At 72.5% G+C, this 23,048-nt stretch carries 17 protein-coding genes; 8 read left to right on the plus strand and 9 right to left on the minus strand.

What is annotated here, in order from left to right; translation table 11 throughout:
- The first annotated feature begins 150 nt into the window (after positions 1-150).
- From AC3IYI_RS42860 to AC3IYI_RS42875, 4 genes are all read left to right on the plus strand, one after another.
- Positions 151-1,629, plus strand: a complete 1,479-nt coding sequence (locus AC3IYI_RS42860) for an FAD-dependent monooxygenase (RefSeq protein ID WP_489412379.1) — start codon at positions 151-153, stop codon at positions 1,627-1,629.
- A gap of 58 nt (positions 1,630-1,687) precedes the next feature.
- Entirely contained in the window at positions 1,688-3,160 is a 1,473-nt protein-coding gene (locus tag AC3IYI_RS42865; RefSeq protein WP_489412380.1) for an FAD-dependent monooxygenase, read from the plus strand.
- A 352-nt stretch (positions 3,161-3,512) separates the two neighbouring features.
- Positions 3,513-5,525 carry an FAD/NAD(P)-binding protein gene (locus AC3IYI_RS42870; RefSeq protein ID WP_489412441.1) on the plus strand — a complete coding sequence of 671 codons (2,013 nt, stop codon included), beginning with the start codon at positions 3,513-3,515 and terminating at the stop codon, positions 5,523-5,525.
- The gene (locus AC3IYI_RS42875) at positions 5,522-6,964 is read left to right on the plus strand and encodes a nitrosuccinate lyase (protein ID WP_489412381.1); all 1,443 of its coding nucleotides are present in this window, start codon (positions 5,522-5,524) and stop codon (positions 6,962-6,964) included. The genes AC3IYI_RS42870 and AC3IYI_RS42875 overlap by 4 nt, the downstream gene beginning before the upstream one ends.
- A gap of 81 nt (positions 6,965-7,045) precedes the next feature.
- Here AC3IYI_RS42875 and AC3IYI_RS42880 read toward each other — a convergent pair whose 3' ends face one another.
- The 7 genes from AC3IYI_RS42880 to AC3IYI_RS42910 all read right to left on the minus strand — a co-directional run bounded on the left by AC3IYI_RS42880 (position 7,046) and on the right by AC3IYI_RS42910 (position 15,113).
- Positions 7,046-7,999 carry a response regulator transcription factor gene (locus AC3IYI_RS42880; protein ID WP_489412382.1) on the minus strand — a complete coding sequence of 318 codons (954 nt, stop codon included), beginning with the start codon at positions 7,997-7,999 and terminating at the stop codon, positions 7,046-7,048.
- Between the two features lie 145 nt (positions 8,000-8,144).
- Positions 8,145-9,188 (minus strand): C45 family autoproteolytic acyltransferase/hydrolase, encoded by a 1,044-nt coding sequence (locus AC3IYI_RS42885; protein WP_489412383.1) that lies wholly within the window; start codon positions 9,186-9,188, stop codon positions 8,145-8,147.
- Positions 9,185-9,793 carry a GNAT family N-acetyltransferase gene (locus AC3IYI_RS42890; protein WP_489412384.1) on the minus strand — a complete coding sequence of 203 codons (609 nt, stop codon included), beginning with the start codon at positions 9,791-9,793 and terminating at the stop codon, positions 9,185-9,187. Before AC3IYI_RS42890 ends, AC3IYI_RS42885 begins: the two co-directional genes overlap by 4 nt.
- 50 nt (positions 9,794-9,843) lie before the next feature.
- Complete coding sequence (gene purB, locus AC3IYI_RS42895) at positions 9,844-11,130, minus strand: adenylosuccinate lyase (RefSeq protein ID WP_489412385.1); 1,287 nt, start codon at positions 11,128-11,130, stop codon at positions 9,844-9,846.
- Positions 11,131-11,249: 119 nt separating this feature from the next.
- Complete coding sequence (locus AC3IYI_RS42900; RefSeq protein ID WP_489412386.1) at positions 11,250-12,752, minus strand: type I glutamate--ammonia ligase; 1,503 nt, start codon at positions 12,750-12,752, stop codon at positions 11,250-11,252.
- Between the two features lie 100 nt (positions 12,753-12,852).
- Entirely contained in the window at positions 12,853-14,781 is a 1,929-nt protein-coding gene (locus AC3IYI_RS42905) for a hypothetical protein (RefSeq protein ID WP_489412387.1), read from the minus strand.
- Positions 14,778-15,113 carry a 4Fe-4S dicluster-binding protein gene (locus tag AC3IYI_RS42910; RefSeq protein WP_489412388.1) on the minus strand — a complete coding sequence of 112 codons (336 nt, stop codon included), beginning with the start codon at positions 15,111-15,113 and terminating at the stop codon, positions 14,778-14,780. The genes AC3IYI_RS42905 and AC3IYI_RS42910 overlap by 4 nt, the downstream gene beginning before the upstream one ends.
- Before the next feature lie 292 nt (positions 15,114-15,405).
- Here AC3IYI_RS42910 and AC3IYI_RS42915 point away from each other — a divergent pair, with 292 nt between their 5' ends.
- Positions 15,406-16,233 (plus strand): helix-turn-helix transcriptional regulator, encoded by an 828-nt coding sequence (locus AC3IYI_RS42915; protein ID WP_489412389.1) that lies wholly within the window; start codon positions 15,406-15,408, stop codon positions 16,231-16,233.
- Between the two features lie 16 nt (positions 16,234-16,249).
- On the opposite strand, the gene AC3IYI_RS42920 is transcribed toward AC3IYI_RS42915, so the two are convergent.
- A complete protein-coding gene (locus AC3IYI_RS42920) occupies positions 16,250-17,467 on the minus strand; it encodes a ParB/RepB/Spo0J family partition protein (protein WP_489412390.1) in 1,218 nt (405 codons plus the stop codon).
- Positions 17,468-17,842: 375 nt separating this feature from the next.
- Here AC3IYI_RS42920 and AC3IYI_RS42925 point away from each other — a divergent pair, with 375 nt between their 5' ends.
- On the plus strand, positions 17,843-18,577 hold the full coding sequence (locus AC3IYI_RS42925) for a gamma-glutamyl-gamma-aminobutyrate hydrolase family protein (protein WP_489412391.1): 735 nt from the start codon (positions 17,843-17,845) through the stop codon (positions 18,575-18,577).
- A gap of 215 nt (positions 18,578-18,792) precedes the next feature.
- The gene (locus AC3IYI_RS42930) at positions 18,793-20,334 is read left to right on the plus strand and encodes an alpha/beta fold hydrolase (protein WP_489412392.1); all 1,542 of its coding nucleotides are present in this window, start codon (positions 18,793-18,795) and stop codon (positions 20,332-20,334) included.
- Positions 20,335-20,390: 56 nt separating this feature from the next.
- Here the strand turns inward: AC3IYI_RS42930 and AC3IYI_RS42935 are convergent, their stop codons facing one another.
- The gene (locus AC3IYI_RS42935; protein WP_489412393.1) at positions 20,391-21,584 is read right to left on the minus strand and encodes an MFS transporter; all 1,194 of its coding nucleotides are present in this window, start codon (positions 21,582-21,584) and stop codon (positions 20,391-20,393) included.
- 125 nt (positions 21,585-21,709) lie between these two features.
- Between AC3IYI_RS42935 and AC3IYI_RS42940 the strand changes: the two genes are divergently transcribed.
- Positions 21,710-23,041 carry an ATP-grasp domain-containing protein gene (locus AC3IYI_RS42940; protein ID WP_489412394.1) on the plus strand — a complete coding sequence of 444 codons (1,332 nt, stop codon included), beginning with the start codon at positions 21,710-21,712 and terminating at the stop codon, positions 23,039-23,041.
- Positions 23,042-23,048 lie beyond the last annotated feature (7 nt).

Raw genomic sequence — 23,048 nt, forward strand, 5'->3', positions numbered from 1 at the left:
CCCCGCCGTGCACCGCGCACCGGCAGTCGCCTCGCGCGGGTGAGGAAGGGACCTCAAGGATCGCTTGAGCGATCCTGCGGTCCCGCTGCACCGCCCTGCGACCCCCCTGTTCTTTCCTGTTGATCAACCGTCTGTATGGAGGAATCGAAAATGGCAAAGAGCGCGATCATCGTGGGCGCTGGGCCGGTCGGTCTGATGCTCGCGGGTGAGCTGCGGCTCGGCGGCGCGGACGTCGTCGTCTACGACAAGCTGCCCGCCCCCAGCGGCGAGTCGCGCGGCCTCGGATTCACCAGCCGTACCGCGGAGGTCCTCGACCAGCGCGGGCTGCTCGACCGGCTCGGCGACATCCGCTGGGGCAAGCAGGGCCACTACGGCGGTGTCCGCATCGACTTCTCCCTCCTGGACGAGAGCCACTTCGGCGTCATGGGCCTGGCCCAGTCCGTCACCGAGGACGCGCTCGGCAGCTGGGTCGCCGAGCTCGGCGTCGAGGTGCGCCGCGGCTACGAGCTGACCACGCTGACCGAGACCGGGGACGGCGTCGTCCTCGGCTTCCAGGGCCCCGACGGGTACACCGAGGCCACCTGCACGTACGTCGTCGGCTGCGACGGCGGCAAGTCCACCGTGCGCACCCTGGCCGGCATCGACTTCCCCGGCGACGAGGCCACCCGCGGCATGTACCTGGCCGACGTCGTCGGCGCGGACGTGCGCATGCGGCCCATCGGCGAGCGCATCGAGGGCGGCGGCATGGTGCTGTCCGTCACCCTGGAGCCGGGTGTGGACCGCATCGTCATCCACGAGGCCGGCGTCCGCCCGCACCACGGCGAGGGCGAGCTGGAGTTCTCGGAGCTCGCCGACGCCTGGCAGCGCCTGACCGGCGAGGACATCCACGGCGCCTCCGCCTCCTGGATGTGCGCCCTGACCAACGCCACCGGCCTGGCCGCCCAGTACCGCAAGGGCCGCGTCTTCCTCGCCGGCGACTCCGCCCACGACCACGCCCCGCTCGGCGCCCAGGGCGTCAGCGTCGGCCTCCAGGACGCCGTCAACCTCGGGTGGAAGCTCGCCGCCGTGCTCGGGGACCGGGCCCCCGAGTCCCTGCTCGACACCTACCACGCCGAGCGCCACCCGATCGGCGAGGAGCTGATGCGCGACGTGCACTCCATGTCGCTGCTGTACCTCGCCGGCGAGGAGCTGGAGCCGCTGCGCACCGTCGTGCGCGAACTCGTCACCCTGCCCGAGGGCGCCCGGAGGCTCGCGGGCCGCGTCTCCGGCCTGCACATCAAGTACGACGTGGGCGCCGAGGGCCACCCCTTCCTGGGGCTGCGCCTGGCCCCGCACCGAGCCGTCGAGCTCGCCGACGGCAGCCGCACGAAGGTCGCCGAGCTCCTGCACGGAGCCCGCGGCGTGCTCATCGTCACGGGCGGGGACGGCGGCCCGGCCGAGCTCGCCGCCCGCTGGGCCGGCCGCGTGGACGTCGTCACCGGCGCCTGGGCCGACCAGGAGGCCGACCACCACGACGCCCCGCAGGCCGTGCTGGTCCGCCCCGACGGCTACATCGCCTGGGCGGCGCCGACCGGCGACGACCTCGAAGCGGCCCTCACCCGTTGGTTCGGGGCACCCGCGGCCCTCTGACGGCCCGCCGCACGACACCCCGCTCCACCCCGCAGCTTTGATGTTTGAGGAGTAGGACATGGCAAAGGGCGCGATCATCGTCGGCGCCGGGCCGGTCGGGCTGATGCTCGCCGGCGAACTGAAACTGGGCGGCGTGGACGTCGTCGTCTTCGACAAGCTCCCCGCGCCCAGCGGCGAGTCCCGCGGCGTGGGCTTCACCCGCCGCGCGGCCGAGGTCTTCGACCAGCGCGGCCTGCTGGAGCGCTTCGGCGACGTCGAATGGGCCCAGGGCCACTTCGGCGGGGTCCACATCGACTTCTCCAAGCTGGACGACAACCACTTCAGCGTCCGCGGCATACCGCAGTTCCGCACCGAGGAGATCCTCGAAGGCTGGCTGAAGGAGCTGGGCGTCGAGGTCCGCCGCGAACACGAGGTGCTCGGCTTCCGCGAGACCGAGGACGACGTCGTCGTCGAGTACGAGGGCCCCGCCGGCCGCGGCGAGGAGAGCGCCCGCTACCTGATCGGCTGCGACGGGGCGCGCAGCATCGTCCGCCGGCTCGCCGGCATCGACTTCCCCGGCTGGGAGCCCACCCGCGGGATGTACATGGCCGACATCGTCGGGGCGGACGTACGCCAGCGCCCCATCGGCGAGCGCGTGCCCGGCGGCATGGTCATGGCCTTCAACCTGGAGGACGGCGTCCACCGGATCGTCATCCACAACGAGTCGCTGCGCCCGCCGGAGGACAAGAGCGGCCTCACGTTCGAGACCATCGCCGACGCCTGGCAGGACATGACCGGCGAGCACCTGCACGACGCCGAGGTCCGCTGGGTCAGCTCCTTCACCGACACCACCCGCCAGGCCGCCCAGTACCGCAAGGGCCGGATCCTCCTGGCCGGCGACGCCACCCACATCCACATGCCGGCCGGCGCGCAGGGCATGAGCGTGGGCGTGCAGGACGCGGTGAACCTCGGCTGGAAGCTGGCGGCCACCCTCAACGGCTGGGCGCCCGAGGGCCTGCTCGACACCTTCCAGTCCGAGCGGCACCCGGTCGGGGAACTGCTCATGCGCAACACCCGCGCCCAGACCAAGCTCTACCTCTCCGGCGAGGAGATGGAGCCGCTGCGCGCGGTCATGCAGGAACTCGTCCAGGACGTCGCGGTGGCCCGCCACCTGGCCGGCCAGGTCTCCGGCCTCGACGTGCGCTACGACATGGGCTCCGGCAGCCATCCGCGGCTCGGCCTGCGACTGCGCCCCGACACTCCGCTCAAGCTCACCGACGGCAGCCCCGCCACGGTGCGGGACCTCCTCAAGCCGGCCCGTGGCGTGCTGTTCGTGACCCCCGCGGCGGCCGACGCGGACGCGCTGCGCGCCACCGCGGCGCGCTGGGGCGACCGGGTGGACACGGTCACCGGCGACTGGGCCGAGGGCGAGGGGTACGCGTCGGACGCCCCGCACGCGCTGCTGGTCCGCCCCGACGGCTACATTGCCTGGGCCGCCCCGGACGAGGCCGGCCTGCAGGAGGCGCTGGAGCGCTGGTTCGGAGCCGTCTGAGAGACGTTCCCACGGTGAGGACGCCCCGCCGCCGCGTCCGCGGCGCGCGGGGCTGACGGCTCGCCCACGGTCCGGCCCGAAAGCACCCCCCGCCCACGCGAGGGGTGCTTTTCGCGTGTCACGGCGCCCGTACGCGTTCCCGACCGTTTCGGAAGGTGCCCGAAACCGGTCCAGGACCGGTCTTCCAGCCGTATCCGAGCCCTGGTTGAGCGGCGGGACGGACCGTTGGCGGACACCACCCCTGACCCCCGGGGAGCAGGCCGGGCCGGCACACCGGCGGGGCCGACGCTGCGGCGCCGCGGTCCAGCCGTCCCCCGTCTCCTGAGCGGAGTGCTTCGTGAGTAGCGGACGTATGGAAGTGTGCCTTGTCGGCGCCGGACCCCGCGGGCTGTCCGTACTGGAACGACTCTGTGCACAGGAGCGGAGGTCCCCCCGCTGGGACCAGCTGACCGTGCACATCGTGGAACCTGACCCGCCGGGCTCCGGCCGGGTCTGGCGGCCCACCCAGTCCCGGCACCTCCTGATGAACACCGTCGCCTGCCAGGTCACGGTCTACACCGACGCCAGTGTGGCCATCGAAGGGCCGCTGGAAGAGGGCCCGAGCCTGTACCAGTGGGCCAAGGCGCTGGGCCCCAGCGCGCTGACGCCCGGAGCGGGCACGGCGTACGACGACGAAACCCTCGCCGAGGCCCGGGACCTGGGGCCGGACACGTACCCCACCCGCGCTTTGTACGGCCAGTACCTGACCTGGGTGTTCGGCCGGGTGACCGCGAGCGCGGCCGCGCACACCACCATCCGCGTGCACGCCTCGCGCGCCGTGGCCCTGGAGGACGCCGAGCCCGGCGCGAGCCCCGCCGGGGCGCAGACCGTGCTCCTGGAGGACGGCACCCGGCTGACGGGCCTGGGCGCGGTGGTGCTCGCGCAGGGCCACGTGCAGGTGCGGCCGACCGACAGGGAGCGGGAGTTCGCCGCGTACGCCGCCCGGCACGGGCTGACCTACCTCGCGCCGAGCAACCCGGCGGACGTCGACCTGTCCACCGTCGCCCCCGGCGAGACGGTGCTGCTGCGCGGCCTGGGCCTGAACTTCTTCGACTACATGGCGCTGTTCACGCACGCCCGCGGCGGGCTGTTCGAGCGCGTCGACGGCCGCCTCGTGTACCGCCCCTCGGGCCGCGAGCCGCGGCTGTACGCGGGATCCCGCCGCGGCGTGCCGTACCAGGCGCGCGGCGAGAACGAGAAGGGTGCGCACGGCCGCTACCACCCGCGGCTGCTGACCACCGCTTTCGTGGCGGCCCTGCGCGCCCGGGACCGCGGCGGGGAGCCGATCCGCTTCGGCACCGAACTGTGGCCGCTGATCTCCAAGGAAGTGCGCACCCTCTACTACGAGACGCTGCTGGCGCAGCGCGCGGAGCCGGCCGCGGTGGCCGCCTTCGCGGAGGCGTTCCTGCGGGCAGAGGGGGACGCCGCCGAGGACGTGCTGCTCACCGCGGCAGGCATCGGCGACGACGAGACCTGGGACTGGGACACGGTCGCCCGGCCGTACGGCGAGCAGGTCTTCCGGGACCTGGCCTCCTTCCGCGGCTGGCTGCGCGGCTACCTCGACGAGGACGTGCGCCGGGCCCGGGAGGGCAACGTCAGCGGCCCGTACAAGGCGGCCCTGGACCTGCTGCGGGACCTGCGCAACGAGCTGCGCCTGGCGATCGACCACGGCGGCCTCGACGCCGACTCGCACCGCGACGAGCTCGACCGCTGGTACACGCCGCTCAACGCCTTCCTGTCGATCGGTCCGCCGGCCTCCCGCATCGAGGAGATGGCCGCCCTGATCGACGCGGGCATCCTCGACGTGACCGGTCCGGGGCTGCGGGTGGCCACCGACCCCCTCGACCCCGCGGGCCCCGCCTTCGTCGGCACCTCTTCGGACATCGCCGACCTGCGGGTGCGGGCCACGGTGCTGATCGAGGCCCGGCTGCCGGAGATCGACGTACGGCGCACCGCCGATCCGCTCATGAACCGGCTGCTGAGCACCGGTCAGGCCCGGACCCACCGCGTCGCGGGCTCGGACGGCTCGTCCTACGAGACCGGCGGCCTCGCCGTCTCGCAGCGCCCGTACCACCTGCTCTACGGGCAGGGGGTGCCGCACCTGCGGCGGTTCGCGTACGGGGTGCCCACCGAGTCCGTGCACTGGGTGACCGCGGCCGGCATCCGGCCGGGCGTGGGCTCGGTGACGCTGGAGGACTCCGACGCGATCGCGGCGGCGGTGCTGGCGCTGCCGGAGCCGCGCCCCGCGCTGCGGCTGCCGGAGGCGCCGGCGGTCGCGGCGGGGCCGGCGCTGTCCGGCAACGCGGGTGCGGGAGCGGTCGCGTGAGCCGGACCGCCGCCCACATCACCGGCCCGGACACGGGGCTGCTGTCCCCGGTCCGGGCCGGCACGCCCGTCGAGGCCGCCGTCGCCGACGACGCCTGGGTCCAGGCGATGCTCGACGCCGAGGCCGCGCTGGCCCGCGCCCAGGCGCGGTGCGGCACGGTCCCGCCCGCGGCGGCCGCCGTGATCACCGCCGCCGCCCGGGCCTCGAACTTCGACACCCGGGAGCTGGCGCTGGCCTCGCGGGAGACCGCCAATCCGGTGGTGGCCCTGGTCGCGGCGCTCACCGCGCGGGTCGCGGCCCGCTCGCCGGAGGCGGCCGAGTACGTGCACCGCGGCTCCACCAGCCAGGACGTCTTCGACACCGGCGCGATGCTGGTGGCGACCCGGGCCCTGCGGCTGATCGTCGCGGACCTCCATGCGGTGGCCGACGCCCTCGCCGGGCTGGCGGCCGACCACCGGGACACGGTGATGGCGGGACGCACCCTCGCCCTGCACGCCGTACCCACCACCTTCGGGCTGAAGGCGGCGGGCTGGCGCCAACTGGTCCTGGAATCCGCCGAGCGGCTGGAGCGGCTGGCCGGGGGCGGCCTGCCGGTCTCCTTGGGCGGCGCGGCCGGCACCCTGGCCGGCTACCTCCAGTACGCGGGCGACGACGCCGACCCGGCCGCCGTCCTGACCGAACTGGTGGCCGCCTTCGCGGACGAGACCGGGCTGGCCGCACCGGTGCTCCCCTGGCACGCGCTGCGCACGCCGGTCGCCGACCTGGGTGCGGCCCTCGCGCACACCACCGGGGCACTGGGGAAGATCGCCGCAGACGTGCTGGTGCTGGCCCGCACCGAGATCGGGGAGGTGGCCGAGCCGGCGGTGGCCGGGCGGGGCGCCTCCTCGGCGATGCCGCACAAGCGCAACCCGGTGCTTTCGACGCTGATCCGCTCCGCCGCCCTCCAGGTCCCGGCGCTGGCAGCCGTACTCGCGCAGTGCCTGCCGCACGAGGACGAGCGGTCGGCGGGGGTCTGGCACGCCGAGTGGCAGCCGCTGCGCGAGGCGCTGCGGCTGACCGGCGGGGCCGCGCACACCGCCGTGGAGCTGGCCCGCGGGCTCACCGTGCGTCCCGAGCGGATGGCGGCCAACCTGGAGGCCACGGGCGGGCAGCTCGTTTCCGAGCGGGTCTCCGCCGTGCTCGCCCCGAAACTGGGCAAGGCGGCCGCGAAGGAACTGCTCACGCGGGCGTCGCTGCGGGCGGCCGAGACGGCCCGCCCGCTGGCCGACGTACTGGCGGAGTCCGACGCGCTGCGGGGGGTGCTCACGCCCGCGGAGCTGACCGCGCTGCTCGACCCGGCCGGTTACACCGGTGCGGCCGGGCCGCTGGTCGACCGGGCGCTGGCCGCCTCGGCGCCGACGCCCAGGAAGGCGGTGGGCCGCACCGCCTGCGTGTTCTGAGGACGGGCACGGGCGCGGGGCGAAGCGTCAGACGATGCCGAGGCATCAGACGGTGCCGAGGCATCGGATGGTGCCGAGGCGTCAGACGGTGCCGAGGCGGAAGCCGACGCCGCGGACGGTGACGATCCAGCCGGGGTTGCCCAGCTTGCCGCGAACGCTGCTGACGTGGGTGTCCACGGTGCGCCGCGACCAGGAGTTGCCCCACACCTGCTGCAGCAGCTGCCTGCGCGGGACGACGGTGTCGGGATGCTGCGCCAGCAGGCACAGCAGGTCGAACTCCTTGCGCGTGAGGGTGACGGGCGCGCCGTCGACGGTCACTTCGCGGGAGCCGACCTCGATGCGCAGCCGGCCGTGCCGGATCTCCTGGGCCGGGCCCGCGGCGGCCGCCGGTTGCCATTGCGTGCGGCGCATGACGGCCTCGATCCGGGCCATCAGCTCGCGGACCCCGAAGGGCCTGGTGACGTAGTCGTCCGCGCCCGCTTGGAGTCCGAGCACGCAGTCGACCTCGGACTCGCGGGAGGTGACGATGATGAGCGGCACCCGGCTGACCGACCGGATCGCCCGGCACACCTCCAGCCCGTCCAGGTCCGGCAGTTCGAGGTCGAGCAGGACGAGGTCGGCGCTGCCGTAGGCCTGCAGGGCCGCGCCGCCGTGGGCCGCCCTGGTGCAGGTGTGGCCGTGCCGGCGCAGCTGGTGCGACAGCCCGTCCCCGGCGTCGGCGCCCACGATCAGGATGCGCCGGCCGGAGACCGCGGGCGCAGGCCGGGGGGCGGCCCCGCCGAGTCCGCCCGGGAGCGACGTCTGACCCAGGGCGGCCGGTCCGGGCACGCTCTGGACGGGGCTCCGCTGGCCAAGCGCGTGCTGGCCGAGCGCGTGCTGGCCGAGTGTGTGCTGGCCGGGGGGCCACACGCCGGGGGATCCGGGGCGCGGCGGCCGCGTCTCCCGTACCAGCGCGCGGGCCGGCGGCCCGTCGTGCTCGGGGTGCGGAGCGGACGTCTGGTGCTCCGGCAGTGCCTGCGTCTGAACCTGACTCATGCCTCCCCCGGGGGGTCGTGGCGAGGCCGGACCGGTTCGGCCGCCTGCCGCGCCGAGGCTAGCGGTGCGCGGTCGAATCCTGGTGCAGCGCCGGTCCAGGGTCCGCCCGGCCGCTCGCCGGTCCGGTCCGCGGCCGAAACACCCCCTAGACCGCGAACACCTCGGTGACGGCGTGGTTCGGGTCGCCGGCCCGCAGGTGCATCTCGCCCACCCCGGGCAGCATGACCACGGAGGCCACCGTCCTCTCCAGGCTGTAGATCCCGTGGTCGGCGATGCACACCGGCGGCCGGGACAGCACCGCGAAGTGCCTCTCCACCGTGGCCACCGGGCCGATGCGGGTCAGTCCCTTCGTCACGGCCTCCAGCCGCGCGTCGGAGTTGACGCGGTCGGGCGCCGACTGCCGGTCGAGCGGGGTGAAGTCCGCGTGCAGGAAGTGGTTGGTGTGCACGGCCTCCCGCGAGGCGGGCTCGGTCACCCGCAGCTCGGTCCCGCACACCTCCGCGTACACCGCGCGCCGCCGGTCGCACAGCATGAGGTTGCGCGAGCTGGACAGGGTGATCCCGGCCAGCATCTCCAGGGCCTCGTCCACGCTTCCGGCACCGTCCAGCAGGTGACGGATGGCCAGGTAGGGGGTGAGGCTCGGCCGCCACTGGCCGTCGGTCGTCAGGTTCACCCCGATGGCCAGCCCGTCGCTGTTCATGCCCAGGTAGCCGAGCATGCCCGCGAAGCTGAGCACCGTCACCCGGCGGGGCGACCCCGCCCGGGCCAGCGACAGCACGGCGATGTGGCTGTCGACGTACGCGTTGAGGTCCACCGTCTGCGCCAGCACCGGTCGGCCCGAAGGCCAGGTGCGCGCGTACCCCGTGCAGTCCCCGGCGCTCGGCACCCCGGTGTAGCCCATCACCTCGCGGCGCAGCTGCAGCAGCCACGCCTTGTCCTCGGAGATCCCGGCCCCCACCGCCAGCCCCGCGATCTCCTCGGCCAGGTCCGGGGCCGCCGCCGTGATCTCCGACCGGTACGCGGAGATCGACGGCAGCAGCCCCGTGAGCGTCAGCGGCCCGCCGGCGAGGTGGTCGAGCCGCGCCATGCCGTCGCTGAGGAAGGCGCGCAGCGGGCCGGCGAGTGCTTCCCCGTGGGTGCGGCCCAGTTCGAAGGGGGTGCCGTCGGCCTTGACGTACGCGACGCTCATGCGGAGGCAACCGCCTTCTTCGGGCCCTGGGAGAGGGCGGCGCGCACCCGCGGCCACTCGGCGCGCAGGATGCTGTAGAAGACCGCGTCGCGGCGGCGTCCCCCCGGCATGTAGTTGAAGGAGCGCAGGGTGCCCTCCTCGGTGGCGCCGATGTTGCGCAGGCCCCTGCGGGCCTGGACGTTGAGCTCGTCCGTCTTGAACTCCACCCGCTCGGCCTCCAGCACCTCGAAGGCGTGCTGGAGCAGCAGCAGCTTCGCCCAGTGGTTGATGCCCTTGCCGCGGAAGTCCTTGCCGAGCCAGGAGGCGCCGATCTCCAGGCGGCGGTCCTTCTCGGCCATGCTGAGCAGGCTCATGCTGCCGGCGACCCGGCCGCTCTGCCGGTCCCGGATCACGTACACGGCGCGGCGGCCGGCCGCGTGCTCGGCGAGGTTCGAGTCGAAGAACGTCTCGAAGTCCGCGTCGTCGCCGACGACGACCGTGAAGTAGCGCCAGATGTCGGGGTCCATGGCGACGGCGCGGATGTCCTCGCGGTCGGGCGCGCTGAGCGGGGTCAGCAGGACGTGGTCGTTCTTCAGGAAGGTGGCGGCGTTTTCGGCCCAGTTCATGCTCTGACTCCGGTGGTGGTGGGGCGGGGGGAGTGCGGTCGCCCGGCGGTTCAGCCCGCCTGCTCGCGCAGCTCCTCCAGCCGGTTGTGGATGACGTGGTGGTTGACGAGGAAGTCCTCGGGGCGGCGGGGGGCCGTCTCGATGCCCTCCGCGCGCAGTGCGTCGGCGAAGTTCTCGCCCTGCTCGGCGGTGCGCCGGGCGGCGGCCTGGACGGCGCGGTAGGCCTGCTCCCGCTCGACGCCCCGCTCCAGGAGCTCCACCAGCACGGACGAGCTCCACACGAGGCCGTTGGTGTGGTCGATGCCGGCGCGCATCCGCCCGGTGTCCACGTACAGGTTCTCGACCATGTCCGCGGCCTTGGTGACCTGGAAGTGCGCGACGGTCAGCGCGTCGGGCAGCACGACCTTCTCCACCGCCTGGTGGGCGATGTCCCGCTCGTGCCACAGCGCGACGTCCTCCAGGACCGTGGTGGCGTACCCGCGCAGCAGCCGGGCCAGACCGACCAGCATCTCGCTGCCGGACGGATTGGCCTTGTGCGGCATGGCGCTGGAGCCCTGGTAGGCGGAGGTGCGGCGCTCTTCGACCTCGCGGACCTCGGTGCGCTGGAGCAGCCGGAACTCCAGGGCGATCTGCTCGACGCAGGCGCCGAGCAGTGCGACGGCCTGGACGAGTTGGGCGTGCCGGTCGCGGGCGACGACCTGGCTGGGGCAGGGCTCGATGCCCAGGCCCAGCTCCTGGCAGACGTAACTCTCCACGGCCGGGTCGATGAGCGCGTACGTGCCGACGGAGCCCGAGACCGTGCCCACGGCGACGGCCTCGCGGGCGGCCTCCAGGCGGGCCAGCGAGCGGTCGATGGCGAAGGCGAAGCCGCCGAGCTTGTGGCCGAAGGTGGTGGGCTCGGCGTGGATGCCGTGGGTGCGGCCCACGGTCGGGGTGTCCCAGTGCTCGGCGGCCCGGTCGGTGAGGACTTTGCGCAGCCGCTTCACGGCGGCGATCAGCACGTCGCAGGCCCGGGCCAGGATGTGCCCGAGGGCGGTGTCGACCAGGTCGTAGCTGGTCATGCCGACGTGTACCCAGCGGGCCGAGGACTCGGGCATGTCCTCGCAGTAGGCGGCCAGGAAGGAGAGCACTTCGTGGTCGCGCTGCCGCTGGATCTCGATGACCTTCTCCGGCGTCGGGACGGGCGCCCGGCGCATGTCGTCGAGCACCTCGGCGGGCACCCGGCCCAGCTTGACCTGGGCCTCGGTGGCGAGGATCTCGACGCGTACGTAGGTCTCGTAGCGGAATTCGTCCGAGAGGAGCGCCGACATCTCGGGGAGCGTGAAACGGGGGATCATCACAGACCTTCGTCGGAGGGAGGAATGCCGGAACACGGGCGGGCGGGCCGGTGAGGGAGACCGGCCCGGCGGACGGCGGCGCGGGGCCGGCCGTCGTGACGCAGGAGCGCCGAGCGGGGTCAGAAGGCCGCGAAGTACTCGCGCTGCTCCCACTCGGTGACGTGGCCCGGCACCGGGGACGCGCCCCGCGCCCAGGCCTCGTAGCGGCTCACCTCGCTCTCCTTGACCTTGGTGAGGACGATGGCCAGCGGGTCGCCGAGCAGCTTGGCCGCGCGCCCGGTGCGGAAGGCCTCCAGGGCCTCGCGCAGGGACTGCGGGACGGTGTCGGAGCCCTCGCGGGGCCCGTCGGCCGTGCCCCCGGCGAGCCCGTCGAGGCCCTCGAGGCCGGCGAAGAGCTGGGCGGCGATGTTCAGGTACGGGTTCGCGCTCGGCTCGCCGATGCGGTTCTCGATGTGCGCGCCGGCCCCCGAGCCGACCACGCGCAGCATGGCCGTGCGCGACTCCAGGCTCAGGCCCACCCGGGTCGGGGACAGGGCGTGCCGGGTGCCCAGGCGCTGGTAGCCGTTGACCGTGGGCACCGACAGCAGGAACAGGTCGCGCAGCCAGTCCTGCAGGCCTTCGGCGTACGCCTTGCTCGTGGGGGACAGCCCCGCCGAGAGGCCCTCGGCGCTGAAGACGTTGCGGCCGGTGGCGGTCTCCAGGACGGACTGGTTCAGGTGCCAGCCGCTCGGGTCCGCCCCGGCGATCGCCGGCTGCGACATGAACGAGGCGTGCAGGCCCCGGGCCGCGCACCAGCGCTTGGTGAAGACGCGGAAGAACAGCATCGCGTCCGCCGTGTCCAGCGCCGACATGGGGTCGAAGGTGGTCTCCACCTGCCCGGGGCCCATCTCGTGCTCCATCGACCGCACCGGCAGCCCCAGTTCGAGCAGGGCGAGGGCCAGCGGGTCGGTGACCGGGGCGACCGTGTCGTACGCGGCGTCCAGGTTGAACTGGTAGCCCGCGTTCATCGCGGCCACCCGCGGGGCCGGGCCCTGCAGGCCGAAGCCGTTGCCCTCGTTGCCCGGCTCGTCGTCCAGACGGCGCGCCAGGTACCACTCGACCTCCAGGCCGAGTACGGGCGTCAGCCCGCGCTCCTCGTACCCGGCCAGCACCCGGTGCAGCACGTGCCGCGAGGACAGCGGGTGGGGGCGGCCGTCGCGCAGGTACTCGTCGCCGATCACCCAGGCCGTGCGCGCACCCTCGCCGGGCAGCACCATGAAGGTCAGCGGGTCGGGCACCAGCACGAAGTTGCCCAGGCCGGCGATCTCGTCGACGCCGGTGCCGTGCTCGCCCCGGTAGTCCACCGCCGTGGCGCAGGCGGTGTCCTTCAGGAACGGGCCGGGGCTGTAGTTCATGCCGTTGCGCAGCACCCCGCGGAAGGTGCGGGCGGTCAGCGTCTTGGAGCGCACCAGGCCGTGCGGGTCGCCCCACACCAGTCGGACGAAGTCGATTCCGTCCAGCCCCGCCTGGATCCGCTCGGCGGCCGCCAGCCGTGCGTCGTCCCACAACCCGTGTTCGGCGACGAAGGCGGGGCTCCCGACGCTGCCCTCCGTGGCAGGGGTCGACCATGACCTGGAATACATGACGGGGAGCGTCCTTTCGTCAGAAGGCCGACAGGGGGCTGACTGGGCCGGCAGGGGGCCAGCAGGGGGTGTTGGGCGTCAGAGGCGTCAGGGGCGTCGGCTAGGCGACCCGGGGCCGGGCCGGCTCCGGGGCGGCCACCTCGACCGGGGTGCCGGTGACGGACTCCCAGTGCCAGGCCGAGTTGAAGGCCGTCACCTCGGCCTGCTCCCCCTGCTCGGCGAGCGCGGCGGCCTGCTGCGTCATCCGGGCGATGAAGGCGGCCACCTGGTGCGCCGCGAGCATCTCCTGCTCGGTGTACGGCTCGCCGTCGGCGCGGACGATGCGCAGGTCCATGAACCCGTTGAAGGCCCGGCCGCACACCTCGACCGACTGGGGGCTGCGGATCGTGAAGCGCACCATGTTGTTGACGTGCCCGTGGTGGTGCTGGTCGGAGAAGTGGGCGATGTCGGGGATGGTGGGCGGCACGAAGTGGTCGCGCTCCAGGACCTTCTGGGTCCGCGGCAGGTTGCCGGCGATGAAGTGCCAGGAGTTGTACTGCATGCGCGAGGACATCGCCCAGGCGGTGTCGGCGAGCGTGGCGAGCGAGTCGCCGTAGTGCCGCCGTGCCTCCTGCGCGGGGACCACGCAGCAGAAGAAGTCCGTGATGCCCCAGGAGCTGATCTCGTCCCAGGCCTCCGCGCGCAGCGCGCGGACCAACTCCGGCAGCGACCGGATGCCGCGGCTCATCGAGAAGTCGGCCTTGAACGCGGCGGTGGTGGCGGCGACCGCCTCGTACACGACCGCCTCCAGACCGGTGCCGAACCCGCCGTGGGGCCGGGCCAGCCAGGCCGGGTCGGCGTCGTCGGCGAGCCGCAGCTCGGCCAGCCGGTCGCCGGCCACGGGCAGCGTGGCGCGCAGGTGGTCGGTGACCTGCCGGTCCCGGTCCGCGGCCACCTCGCCGTACGGGGCCGCGACCTTCTCCACCTTGTGGATCAGGGCGCCGTGGATCTCGCGGTACAGCTGGACGGTGCGGGTCACCTCGGGGCGGTGCGCGCCCAGCGCCGTGGCCAGGACCATCAGCGCGTCGAGACCGGCGTCGGGACCGGCCGCGGGGATCCGCTCCCCGCCCAGGGCTCCGTTGTAGTTGCGGCGGGTGTGCTCCAGCAGCCGGCCCACGTTGTCCAGGGTGAGCTGCGAGCCGTTGGCCTCTTCGATGCGGCCGTACCCGGCCGAGCGGATGAGCAGGCTGATGCCCACGACCAGCAGGGCGTCGTGGTCCGACCACAGCTCCACCGGCAGGCCGGCCAGGCTGGCGAACACGCAGTCCGGGTGGCCCGGCCACAGCGTCTTGCCCACGACCGTGTTGGTGTCGCGGAAGTTCGTGTACTGCTTGTCCTCGATGTAGAGCATGAACGGGGCGGTGCGCTGCGCGCCCTCGGTCAGCTGCGCCAGCAGCGCCTCGCGGCCCTCGCGCCCCTGCTCCGCCAGCCAGCGGCGGCTGTCGGCCGCGTAGCGGTCGAAGCGCTCCTGAGCCGTCGTCACCTCGCGGCGGTACTCGTCCAGGTGCCGCTGGGTCCACGGAACCCGCAGCACCCCGCCGACCAGCGTGTGCTGCTTGGCGAGCGGCTGCTGGGAGGGAACGCGGACGACGACCCGGCCGCCGGTGGTCAGGCCCATCTCACCGAGGAACACGGTGGCCTCCGCGGCGTCCGCGACGGCCCCGGCCGGTTCCCGGGCGTCCGCGGACAGGCCGGCGACGACCTTCAGCGCGGCGGCGTCCGCGGTGCGCAGACCGCCCGCCTGGACCTCCGCGGGCACGTGTCCGTCGAGCGTGAGCAGGGTGTCCAGGGCCGAGCGCACGTCGGCGGCGGCCGAGGCCTTGCGCCACACCCGGGCCAGCAGCCCGGGGAACCCGGCGTCCTCCTCGCGTACCCGGTCCGGCTTGGGCGTGGCGCCGGCCGCCAGGCCCAGGCGGCTGGGCCGCCGGCTCTGGCGCTTGCGGGCGTTGGCGGCTCGACGGGAGCCTTCGCGGTCTACGGGCGCGGTCATGCGGCACCTTCCCCGGTGAGTGCGATGTGGCTCCACATCGCGTCGTCGGTGGGCGTCCAGTCCTCGTCGACGTAGATGCAGTCGACCGGGCACTCCAGGACGCAACGGGGGCAGCCCGAGCACAGCTCGGGGATGATCACGACGTCGAGCCCGCGGTCGAAGATCGCGCCGAATTCCTCCGGACAGCTGCGCAGGCAGGTGTCGCAGGTGATGCACTCGGACGTTTCGATGCGCCGCGGGGGCTTGGCCCAATTGTCGGCACGGCTGCGCGTGGCGATCCTCAGGGGGCGCCCGGTCGGCACATCTGACGGAGCGTTGCTTTCCACGGGCATGGGACCCCTTAGACGTCGTGTCGATGACGGCTCGAACGGACGCTCCGAGCATCCGGGGTTCCTCTCGACCCACTCCTGAACCCCGGTCGGGGCGTGCTGGAGCGCCACACCGGCCGGAAGGAGGGAGTCCGGCGGGAGGGAGGGAGTCCGGAACAGCCGCCGTGAGGGGAACCAGTGGTTCCGGATCGCTAGCGCCGCTCGAGCTGAGCGCGATGTGCACACGTCAGGCTGCTGATCGGCCTACACGTGTGAGGTGCGTATGGATACGGCAGTAGAAAGAGCCATCGAGTGCATGCGGGAGCACCACGGTGAGCCCCTGGCCCTTGCACGGATCGCAGAAAGCGCTCTGCTCAGCCGGTTCTATTTCACGCGGCTGTTCAAGGAGGAGACCGGGCTCACCCCCGGCAGGTTTCTGGCCGCGGTCCGCATCCACGAGGCCAAGCGGCTGATCGAGATGACCTCGATGAGCATCACCGAGGTTTCCTGCGCGGTCGGATACAACAGCATCGGCTCGTTCACGAACTACTTCACGGCCAGCGTCGGAGTGTCCCCCAGCCGGTTCCGCCGGCTGGCGAGGGACGGGGGCGACGGCCTGCCGGCAACGGAGCCCGTACCCCCCGTCCCGCAGCCGGGAACGGGCACGGTCGGCGGAACCGTCAGTCTGCCCGAGGGCCACGGGAACGCGCGCGTGTTCCTGGGGGCCTTCGCCACGCCCGTCGTCCAGCACCCGTGTGTCGCCTCGGCCGTCTTCGACGTACCGAGCGGCCGGCCGTCCTGCTACTCCCTGAAGAACGTCCCCGAGGGGAGTTGGCACCTGCTCGCGGTGGCGGTGGCCGACGCCCTCGGGCCAGACCGGACGGCCGGCCGGACCCCGCTCGTCGGGGGCCGCGGCGTGATGCCCGTGACGGTCACCGCCGACGGCGTCACGAGCGCGGCGGTGCGGCTGCGCCCGGGCCGGCCGACCGATCCGCCGGTCCTGCTGGCGTTGCCCGAGCTCGTGCCCCCGGTCACCTTCGTGCCGCCCCCCGGGTGTCCGTCCACCACCCCGGATCAGGGCGCCGACGACCAGCGCCGGGCCGCGGGCCACCTCCGGCTGGTGTCCGCGGCACCGGCGCCGTGACGGGCGTGCCCGCGGTTCACGGCATCATGTCCTGCTTGGTCTTGAGCCCCTCGGCGAGCAGGCTCCATTCCTTGCCGATGCGCTCGGCGATCGGGGCGATGACGCCGAGCCAGTGGGCCGGAACCGCGTCGATCAGCTCCCGCCAGCCGTCGTCCGGCTCGGCGGCGTGCAACTGCATCCAGCGGAGGAACTCCCGGCCGCCCGCGGTGTAGCGGACGGCGGGATCGGCGGCCATCTTCGCCGCCACCGTCGTCCAGGCCGGAATCTCGTCGATGCGGTTCCTGCGCTGCGGCGCGCTGTTGCCGCTGCTGCTCGGTGCCACCCGCAGGGGCACAGGGGCTGCGCCACCGGAATCCGCACCACCGAAATCCGCGCCGCCGGGAACCGCCGGTACGGGCCGCGACGGTTCCCCGGCCGGCCGTACGGACCGCACGGGGTGGACGGGGTGGACGGATCGCAGGGGCTGCGGCGCCTCGTCGGGTGTACGGCTGCCGCTGCGCTCGGGGCTTTCGCCGCGCCGCAGCCGGGCGCTCACGTCGTGGACCGTGCCGAGCGACACGTCGGTCTCCCGGGCGACCTGACGGAGCGGGGCGCCCGGGTGCGCGGCGATGTACTCGGCGGCCCGCCGCCGGCCCTCGCCCGGGCCCACCGGACGCCGCCTGCCGTCCTGGCCGATGCGCTTGCCGTCGAGCGGTGCTCCCTCACCCGACCTCTCGCGCATCGACGCGATCGTCTTCGCGCTCAGCCCGGTGATGCGGCCGACGGCACGGTCGGACCAGTCCGGGTGGGAACTCAGGACGCGCTGGGCTCCGGACACGCGGTCGGCCTTCGACAGCGGCAGTCCGTGCGAGCCGTTCGCCTGCATGGCGATGACGAGCGCCTCGGAGTTCGAACAGTCGACGAAGCGCGCCTTGATGCTGCTGTCGCCGCGCAGCTTGGCGGCTTCCAGCCGGTGCAGGCCGTCGATGATGCGGTAGCCGTCGATCTGGACCAGAACGGGCGGCAGCTCCGTCGAGCCGGCCGCGTCGACGAGAAGCTGGATGTGCGCGGCGTCCGTGCCGCTCCGGCGCAGAAGCACGCCCGCGGACAGAGCGTTGACGAGGACGTCGCAGGCGGGAAGCTGCTCGAGGTTCTTCAGATCGAATTCGCTGCGGGCCGACGCGTCGACGTTCTCTGTTCTGACGGAGCCGAACGCGTTCGTGATCAAGATGGCCTGCGCGCTGCTCTGAGCCATTCCTTCACTTCCTCTCTGCTGCCGCTGCCGATGAGCGTCGCAGGAGCGGCTCTAGCAGCAGTCGAGGAGAGATCGACGCTTCCTGGAAACGCAGGACAGCGGGTGTCCGCCGGTCAGGCGGACACCCGCTGCGGGTGCGGCGGGGAAAGTGCCCCGGCGTCGCCGGTCAGGCGCCCCTGCGCTGCAGGAGAGCACCGCGGCGACGGTGGTACCAGGAGGGTCATTGCGTTCAGTAGGCGTCGGCCCGACGGGTTTTGAACGATGGCCGCCGCTTTGCGCGCACGGCTATTTTATTGCCGTGGTGGCCCTCCGCGGAAGCGGTTGTTTCATCTGCCTATTTTCCTCAGTTGAACCCGTAAACCCCTGAAGGTGGTTATGAAATCATTCGTGAATCATTCGGTGGGCACGGGGCGGCCGGTGATCGGGATCTGTGCGCGGACCGCGCCGGTCACGTTCCAGGGCAGCGACATGGTCGTCAGCTTCGCGCTCCAGTCCCACCTGGCCTTCCTGGCCGCGGCGGGCTGCACGCCCCTGCTGCTTCCGCTGCTGCCCGGCGTCGAGGCCATGGCGGACCGGATCGACGGCCTGCTGATCCCGGGCGGCCCCGATGTGGATCCGGCGCTCTACGGCGAGGACCCGCACCCCGGCACGCGGGCGATGACCCCGGACGCCGACCGCGCCGAGCTGGCGTTGATCCGTGCGGCGCTTGACGCCGAGCTGCCCGTGCTGGCCATCTGCCGCGGCATGCAGCTGCTCAACGTGCTGCACGGAGGCTCGCTGCATCAGCACCTGCCCGAGATCACGGGCCACGACGGCCACTGCCCGGACACGCCGTCCTTCACCCTCGGCCCCCACCCGTTGAAGCTGGAGCCGGGCAGCCGGATCGCCGGTGTCCTCGACGAGGACGAGCCGGTGACGGCCTGCCATCACCACCAGGCCGTCAACCGGCTCGGTGCCGGCCTCACCGTCACCGGCTGGGCGCAGGACGGGACCGTCGAGGCCATCGAAGTCACGGATCACCCCTTCGCCGTCGGCGTGCAATGGGAAGCGGGATTCACTCCCGACCAACGACTTCACCACGCACTCGTGCGCGCCGCCGGACGCCCGTAAATCGGCTGTCCGTCGAATTCCGTATGAGCTGAGAAAAGATGGAGCACACCCTTGAATCCCCCTCGACCGAAGACCCTGCTCGAGGGGGATTCAAGGGATGACCGAGGGCCGTCTCGTAGTCGCTCCTTGATCTCGCGCTGACTCCAGCAGGTTTCGAGCCGGTTCAAAGACCCCCTTGCCACGCTTTGAGCGCCGTGCATTCAGAAGGGGAATCCATGAAAAAGCTCGCATTGGTCACTGCGGTGATCGTGACCGGCCTGTTGGTTCCGGCCGTCACCCCCGTGGCGGCGGCCGAGGAGGCTGCCGCCACGGCCGCCGGAACAATCGCCTGGTCGCCGTGTCCCGACGCCGACCCGAACCTCGGCGGGTTGCTCAAGGGCCTGGAATGCGGCTCGGTGGAGGTCCCGCTCGACTACGCCCAGCCCGGCGGCCAGAAGATCAAGCTGGCGCTGACCCGGGCCAAGCACACCGTCACCGACGACCTGTACAAGGGCGTCGTGCTGCTGCACCGCGGCCAGTGGCCCGGCCCGATCAGCCGCGACATGCCCACCCGGTACGCCAAGGGCACGAGCGGGCTGGCGAAGGACGTCGGCCCCGCCTACGACTGGATCGGCATGGACCCGCGCGGCGTCGGGGCCAGCGAGCCGTCGATCGTGTGCGACGCGTCCTACATCAACCCGCTGCTGCCCGACCCCGTGCCGAACACGGCCGCGGACGAGCAGGCGTCGGTGGCCCGTGCCCAGGCGTACGCCAAGAGCTGCGGCGACAAGTACGGCGACACGCTGGGGCACTTCACCACCAAGGACTCCGCGCGCGACCTCGACCAGATACGGATCGCGCTGGGCCAGGAGCAGATCAGTTACTACGGCATCGACTGGGGCGCCTACCTCGGCTCGGCCTACGCGTCGATGTACCCGACCCGGGTGAAGCGCATGGTGCTCGACAGCGTGCCCAGCCCCAGCGGCGTGGGCTACCAGAACCAGATGGCCAAGAACCTCACGGCCGAGCACAGCGGCGGGCTCTTCTTCGCCTGGGTCGCCAAGTACGATTCCGTATACCACCTGGGTACGACCGCGGAAGAGGTCGAGGAGAAGTACTACGAGGCCCTGGGCACCCTCCGTGCGACGCCCGTCGACGGCAGGATCGGACCGGGCGAGTGGACGAACGTCTTCGAGCAGGTCGTCTACCGCAGCTGGACCTGGGTGAGCCGCGCGAAGATCCTCTCCGACTTCGTGGTGCGCGGTGACGCGACGGCGCTGCGGGCCGACTCTCCGACCCCGGGCTTCCCGCAGCAGAACCGCGTCGCGATGACCAACGCGGTCAACTGCTCCGAAGGCATGTGGCCGAAGAACTGGAACGTCTGGAGCGCCACCCTGAGCGGCCAGTACGCCGCCGGGAACAAGCTCCTGACCTGGAACAACGCCTGGTACAGCGCGCCGTGCGCCTTCTGGCCGACGCAGTCGCAGGCCCCGGCGCAGGTCGGCAACAGCAGCGTCAACATTCTGCTGGTGCAGCCGCAGTACGACCCCTCGCACGGGATGTTCGGCGCCCTCGACATGCGCCTGCGGTTCCCCAACTCCCGTCTCATCGTGGAGCTGGGCGGCCACAACCTCGGCTCGACGCTGACGGCCAACAACAACGCCTGCCTCAACACGTACGCCAGTGACTACTTCCGGGACGGCACCCGTCCCAGCTCGTGGTGGGGCATCGACGCCACCTGCCAGGCGCCCGCCGACCCGGTGCCGCCGACGGTCTGATCCGTCGACGGCCGGGCCCCGCACGTTCACCGTGCGGGGCCCGTCGTCGTCTGCCGTCAGCGCGTTGCGGAGGCCGGCCGCTGACTCCGTCTCGATCGTGCGTTCCGCAGGCGTCCTGTCCAGGCCTGCCCGGTGTTCGCGGTCGCAGCGGTGACCACGACCGTGATGCCGGCGACCACGAGGGCCGCGGTCAGCGGGCCCGCGAGGTCGCTCAGCGCGCCCATGACGAGGATGGACACCGCCACGCCCGAGGGCAGCAGCGTGGCCCGCAGCGTCACCACCGACGGGAGGTCCTCGTCGGACGCCGAGGCCAGCAGCCGGTTGTTGTAGTGGACGAAGGCCACCTCGAAGAGCACCAGGAACAGTGCGTACAGCACGATCGTCGCCGTCGTCCGGCCGACCGCCACCGCCGCCAGCAAGGGCACCATGGGCAGCAGCACCCAGGTGGTCGAGGGCACGTGCGCGAGGTACCGCTGGGCGGGCAGGGAGGCGAGCGAGCCCGCGAAGATGGCGACCGCCGACACCGCGACGAACACCCCCACCAGACGGGTTCCGCCGCCCAGCAGCTGGAGCGGGATCACGGTGACGGCCACCGTGTGGAATCCCTGCCAGAACGCCACCAGGAGGAAGCGGGCGAAGAGCCGGCGCAGCACGGGGTCCTGGACGCGCAGGCGCGCACCGGTCTTGGAAGCCGCGCCGTCCTTGGCGTCGTCGGCCACGGCTTTTCCGGGGGCCGACGGCAGAGCCCAGGCGAGGAGCGCCGAGAGCGCCAGCGTGGCCACGTTCACGGCGATCAGGCCCCGCAGCGACAGGACCGATGAGGCCGGCCCCGCCAGCGCCGCCCCGACGCTGACACCGGTCAACTTGCAGATCTCGGCGACGGTGTTGGCCTGGTCGAGCCGCTTCGACGGGACTACGTTGCGCAGGACGACCGACGTGGCCGAGCGGGTGACCGACTCGAAGAACCCGCGGGCGACCAGGACGCAGGCGGCCACCACGAGGAGTGCCCGGTCCGGCGCCAGGAGCGCGGCCGCGGTCACCAGCAGGCTCGCCGCCTCGGCCAGCCGGACGAGGCCTTCCGGGGCACGCTTGCTGAGCAGCCGGTTGAGCGGAGCGGCCAGCAGCAGCGCGGGTAGCCACGGCGCACTGAGCACGCCTCCCGCGAGCAGTCCCGACCCGGTGGTCGATCCCACGTGCGTGGACAGGGCCACGAGGACCAGGAAATTGCCGCACGTGTTGACGAAGAGCAATACGGGCGTGATATGCGGCGAGCGAACGCTCGCGAAATAAGATGTCATCACTCATCCTTCCAGGATCGGAGGATGACAGAGCTGAACGGATTTCGGCGAGCAGTGGGTCTGTCTATGTTGAACTCATGACAGCAGCCGATCAGAGCAACCAGAGCAACCAGAGAAGCCAGAACAATCAGAGCAACCCGTGCATCGTGATGGTCGATGCCTACGCCGCGGCCCGTTCGCTCGTCCTGGAATTCCTGAAGCAGGGATGTTCCATAGTCCGCGTGCAGAGCACGCGTGATGTGCCGTTCGTATACCTCGCGGCCCCGTACGTCCCGGACGACTTCATCGCCGACATCATCCACGAGGGAGATATCGCGGCCACGGCCGACGCCGTCGCGGCGTTCGAGCCGATCGCGGTGATCTCGGGCGGCGAGGTCGGGGTGGAACTCGCGGACCTGCTCGCGCAGCGGCTCGGCCTGCCGGGCAACGGCACCGGCCTCAGCGCCGCGCGGCGCGACAAGCACCTCATGGTCGAGACCGTGCGCGCCGCCGGGCTGCGCGCGGCCCGTCAGCTGCGGGCCACCGATGCGGACGAGCTCGCCGCCTGGCACCGCGAGCTCGGCGGCCGCGTCGTCGTCAAGCCGCCGCGGAGCGCCGGCAGCCAGGGGGTCTCCTTCTGTGACTCCCCGGAGGAGTCCGTCGCGGCGTTCCTGTCCCTCGCCCCCGCCGACGACGTCTTCTCCCAGCCCAACAACGGGGCCGTGGCGCAGGAGTACCTTCCGGGCACCGAGTACATGGTCAACACCGTCAGCCGCGACGGCCGCCATCACCTGTGCGACGTCTGGCGGACCACCCGCGTCAGCGCCAACGGCGTCGTCGACCTCTGTGACGCCCTCCTGCTGATCGATTCGGGGGAGCGGGTCGTGGAGGCGCTCAGGGAGTACGCCTTCCAGGTCCTGGACGCCCTCGGCATCCACTACGGCCCGGCGCACGTGGAGATCAGGATGACCCCCGCCGGGCCGTGCCTGGTCGAGGTCGGCGCCCGGATAGCCGGCGGCGGCATCCCGGCCGGTGCCACCCTCGGCATCGGCGAGTCGCAGCTGGAGTGGACGGTCGACGCGTACCTGCGCCCCGAGCGGTTCCACGCCCGCGCCGGAACCCCGTACGAGGTGCGCAAGTACTGCGCGATCGCCGGCATGGTCTCGCCGGTGGAAGGCGTGCTCAGCGAGTACCGCGGCATCGAGGAGATCGAGGTGCTGGAGAGCTTCCGCACCCTGCTGACCCCGGTGAAGCCCGGCCAGCCGATCCGCCGGACGGTCGACGACCTCACCTACCCGGTCATCGTCGTGCTGCTGCACGACCTCGAAGAGGTCGTGCAGCGCGACCTGAACACGATCCGCCACCTCGACGGCACCGGGTTCTACGCCCTCGACCACGGGAGCGAGCACCGGAACTCAACGTTCGACTGAGGATCTG

The organism is Streptomyces sp. GL_148, from assembly GCF_057834205.1.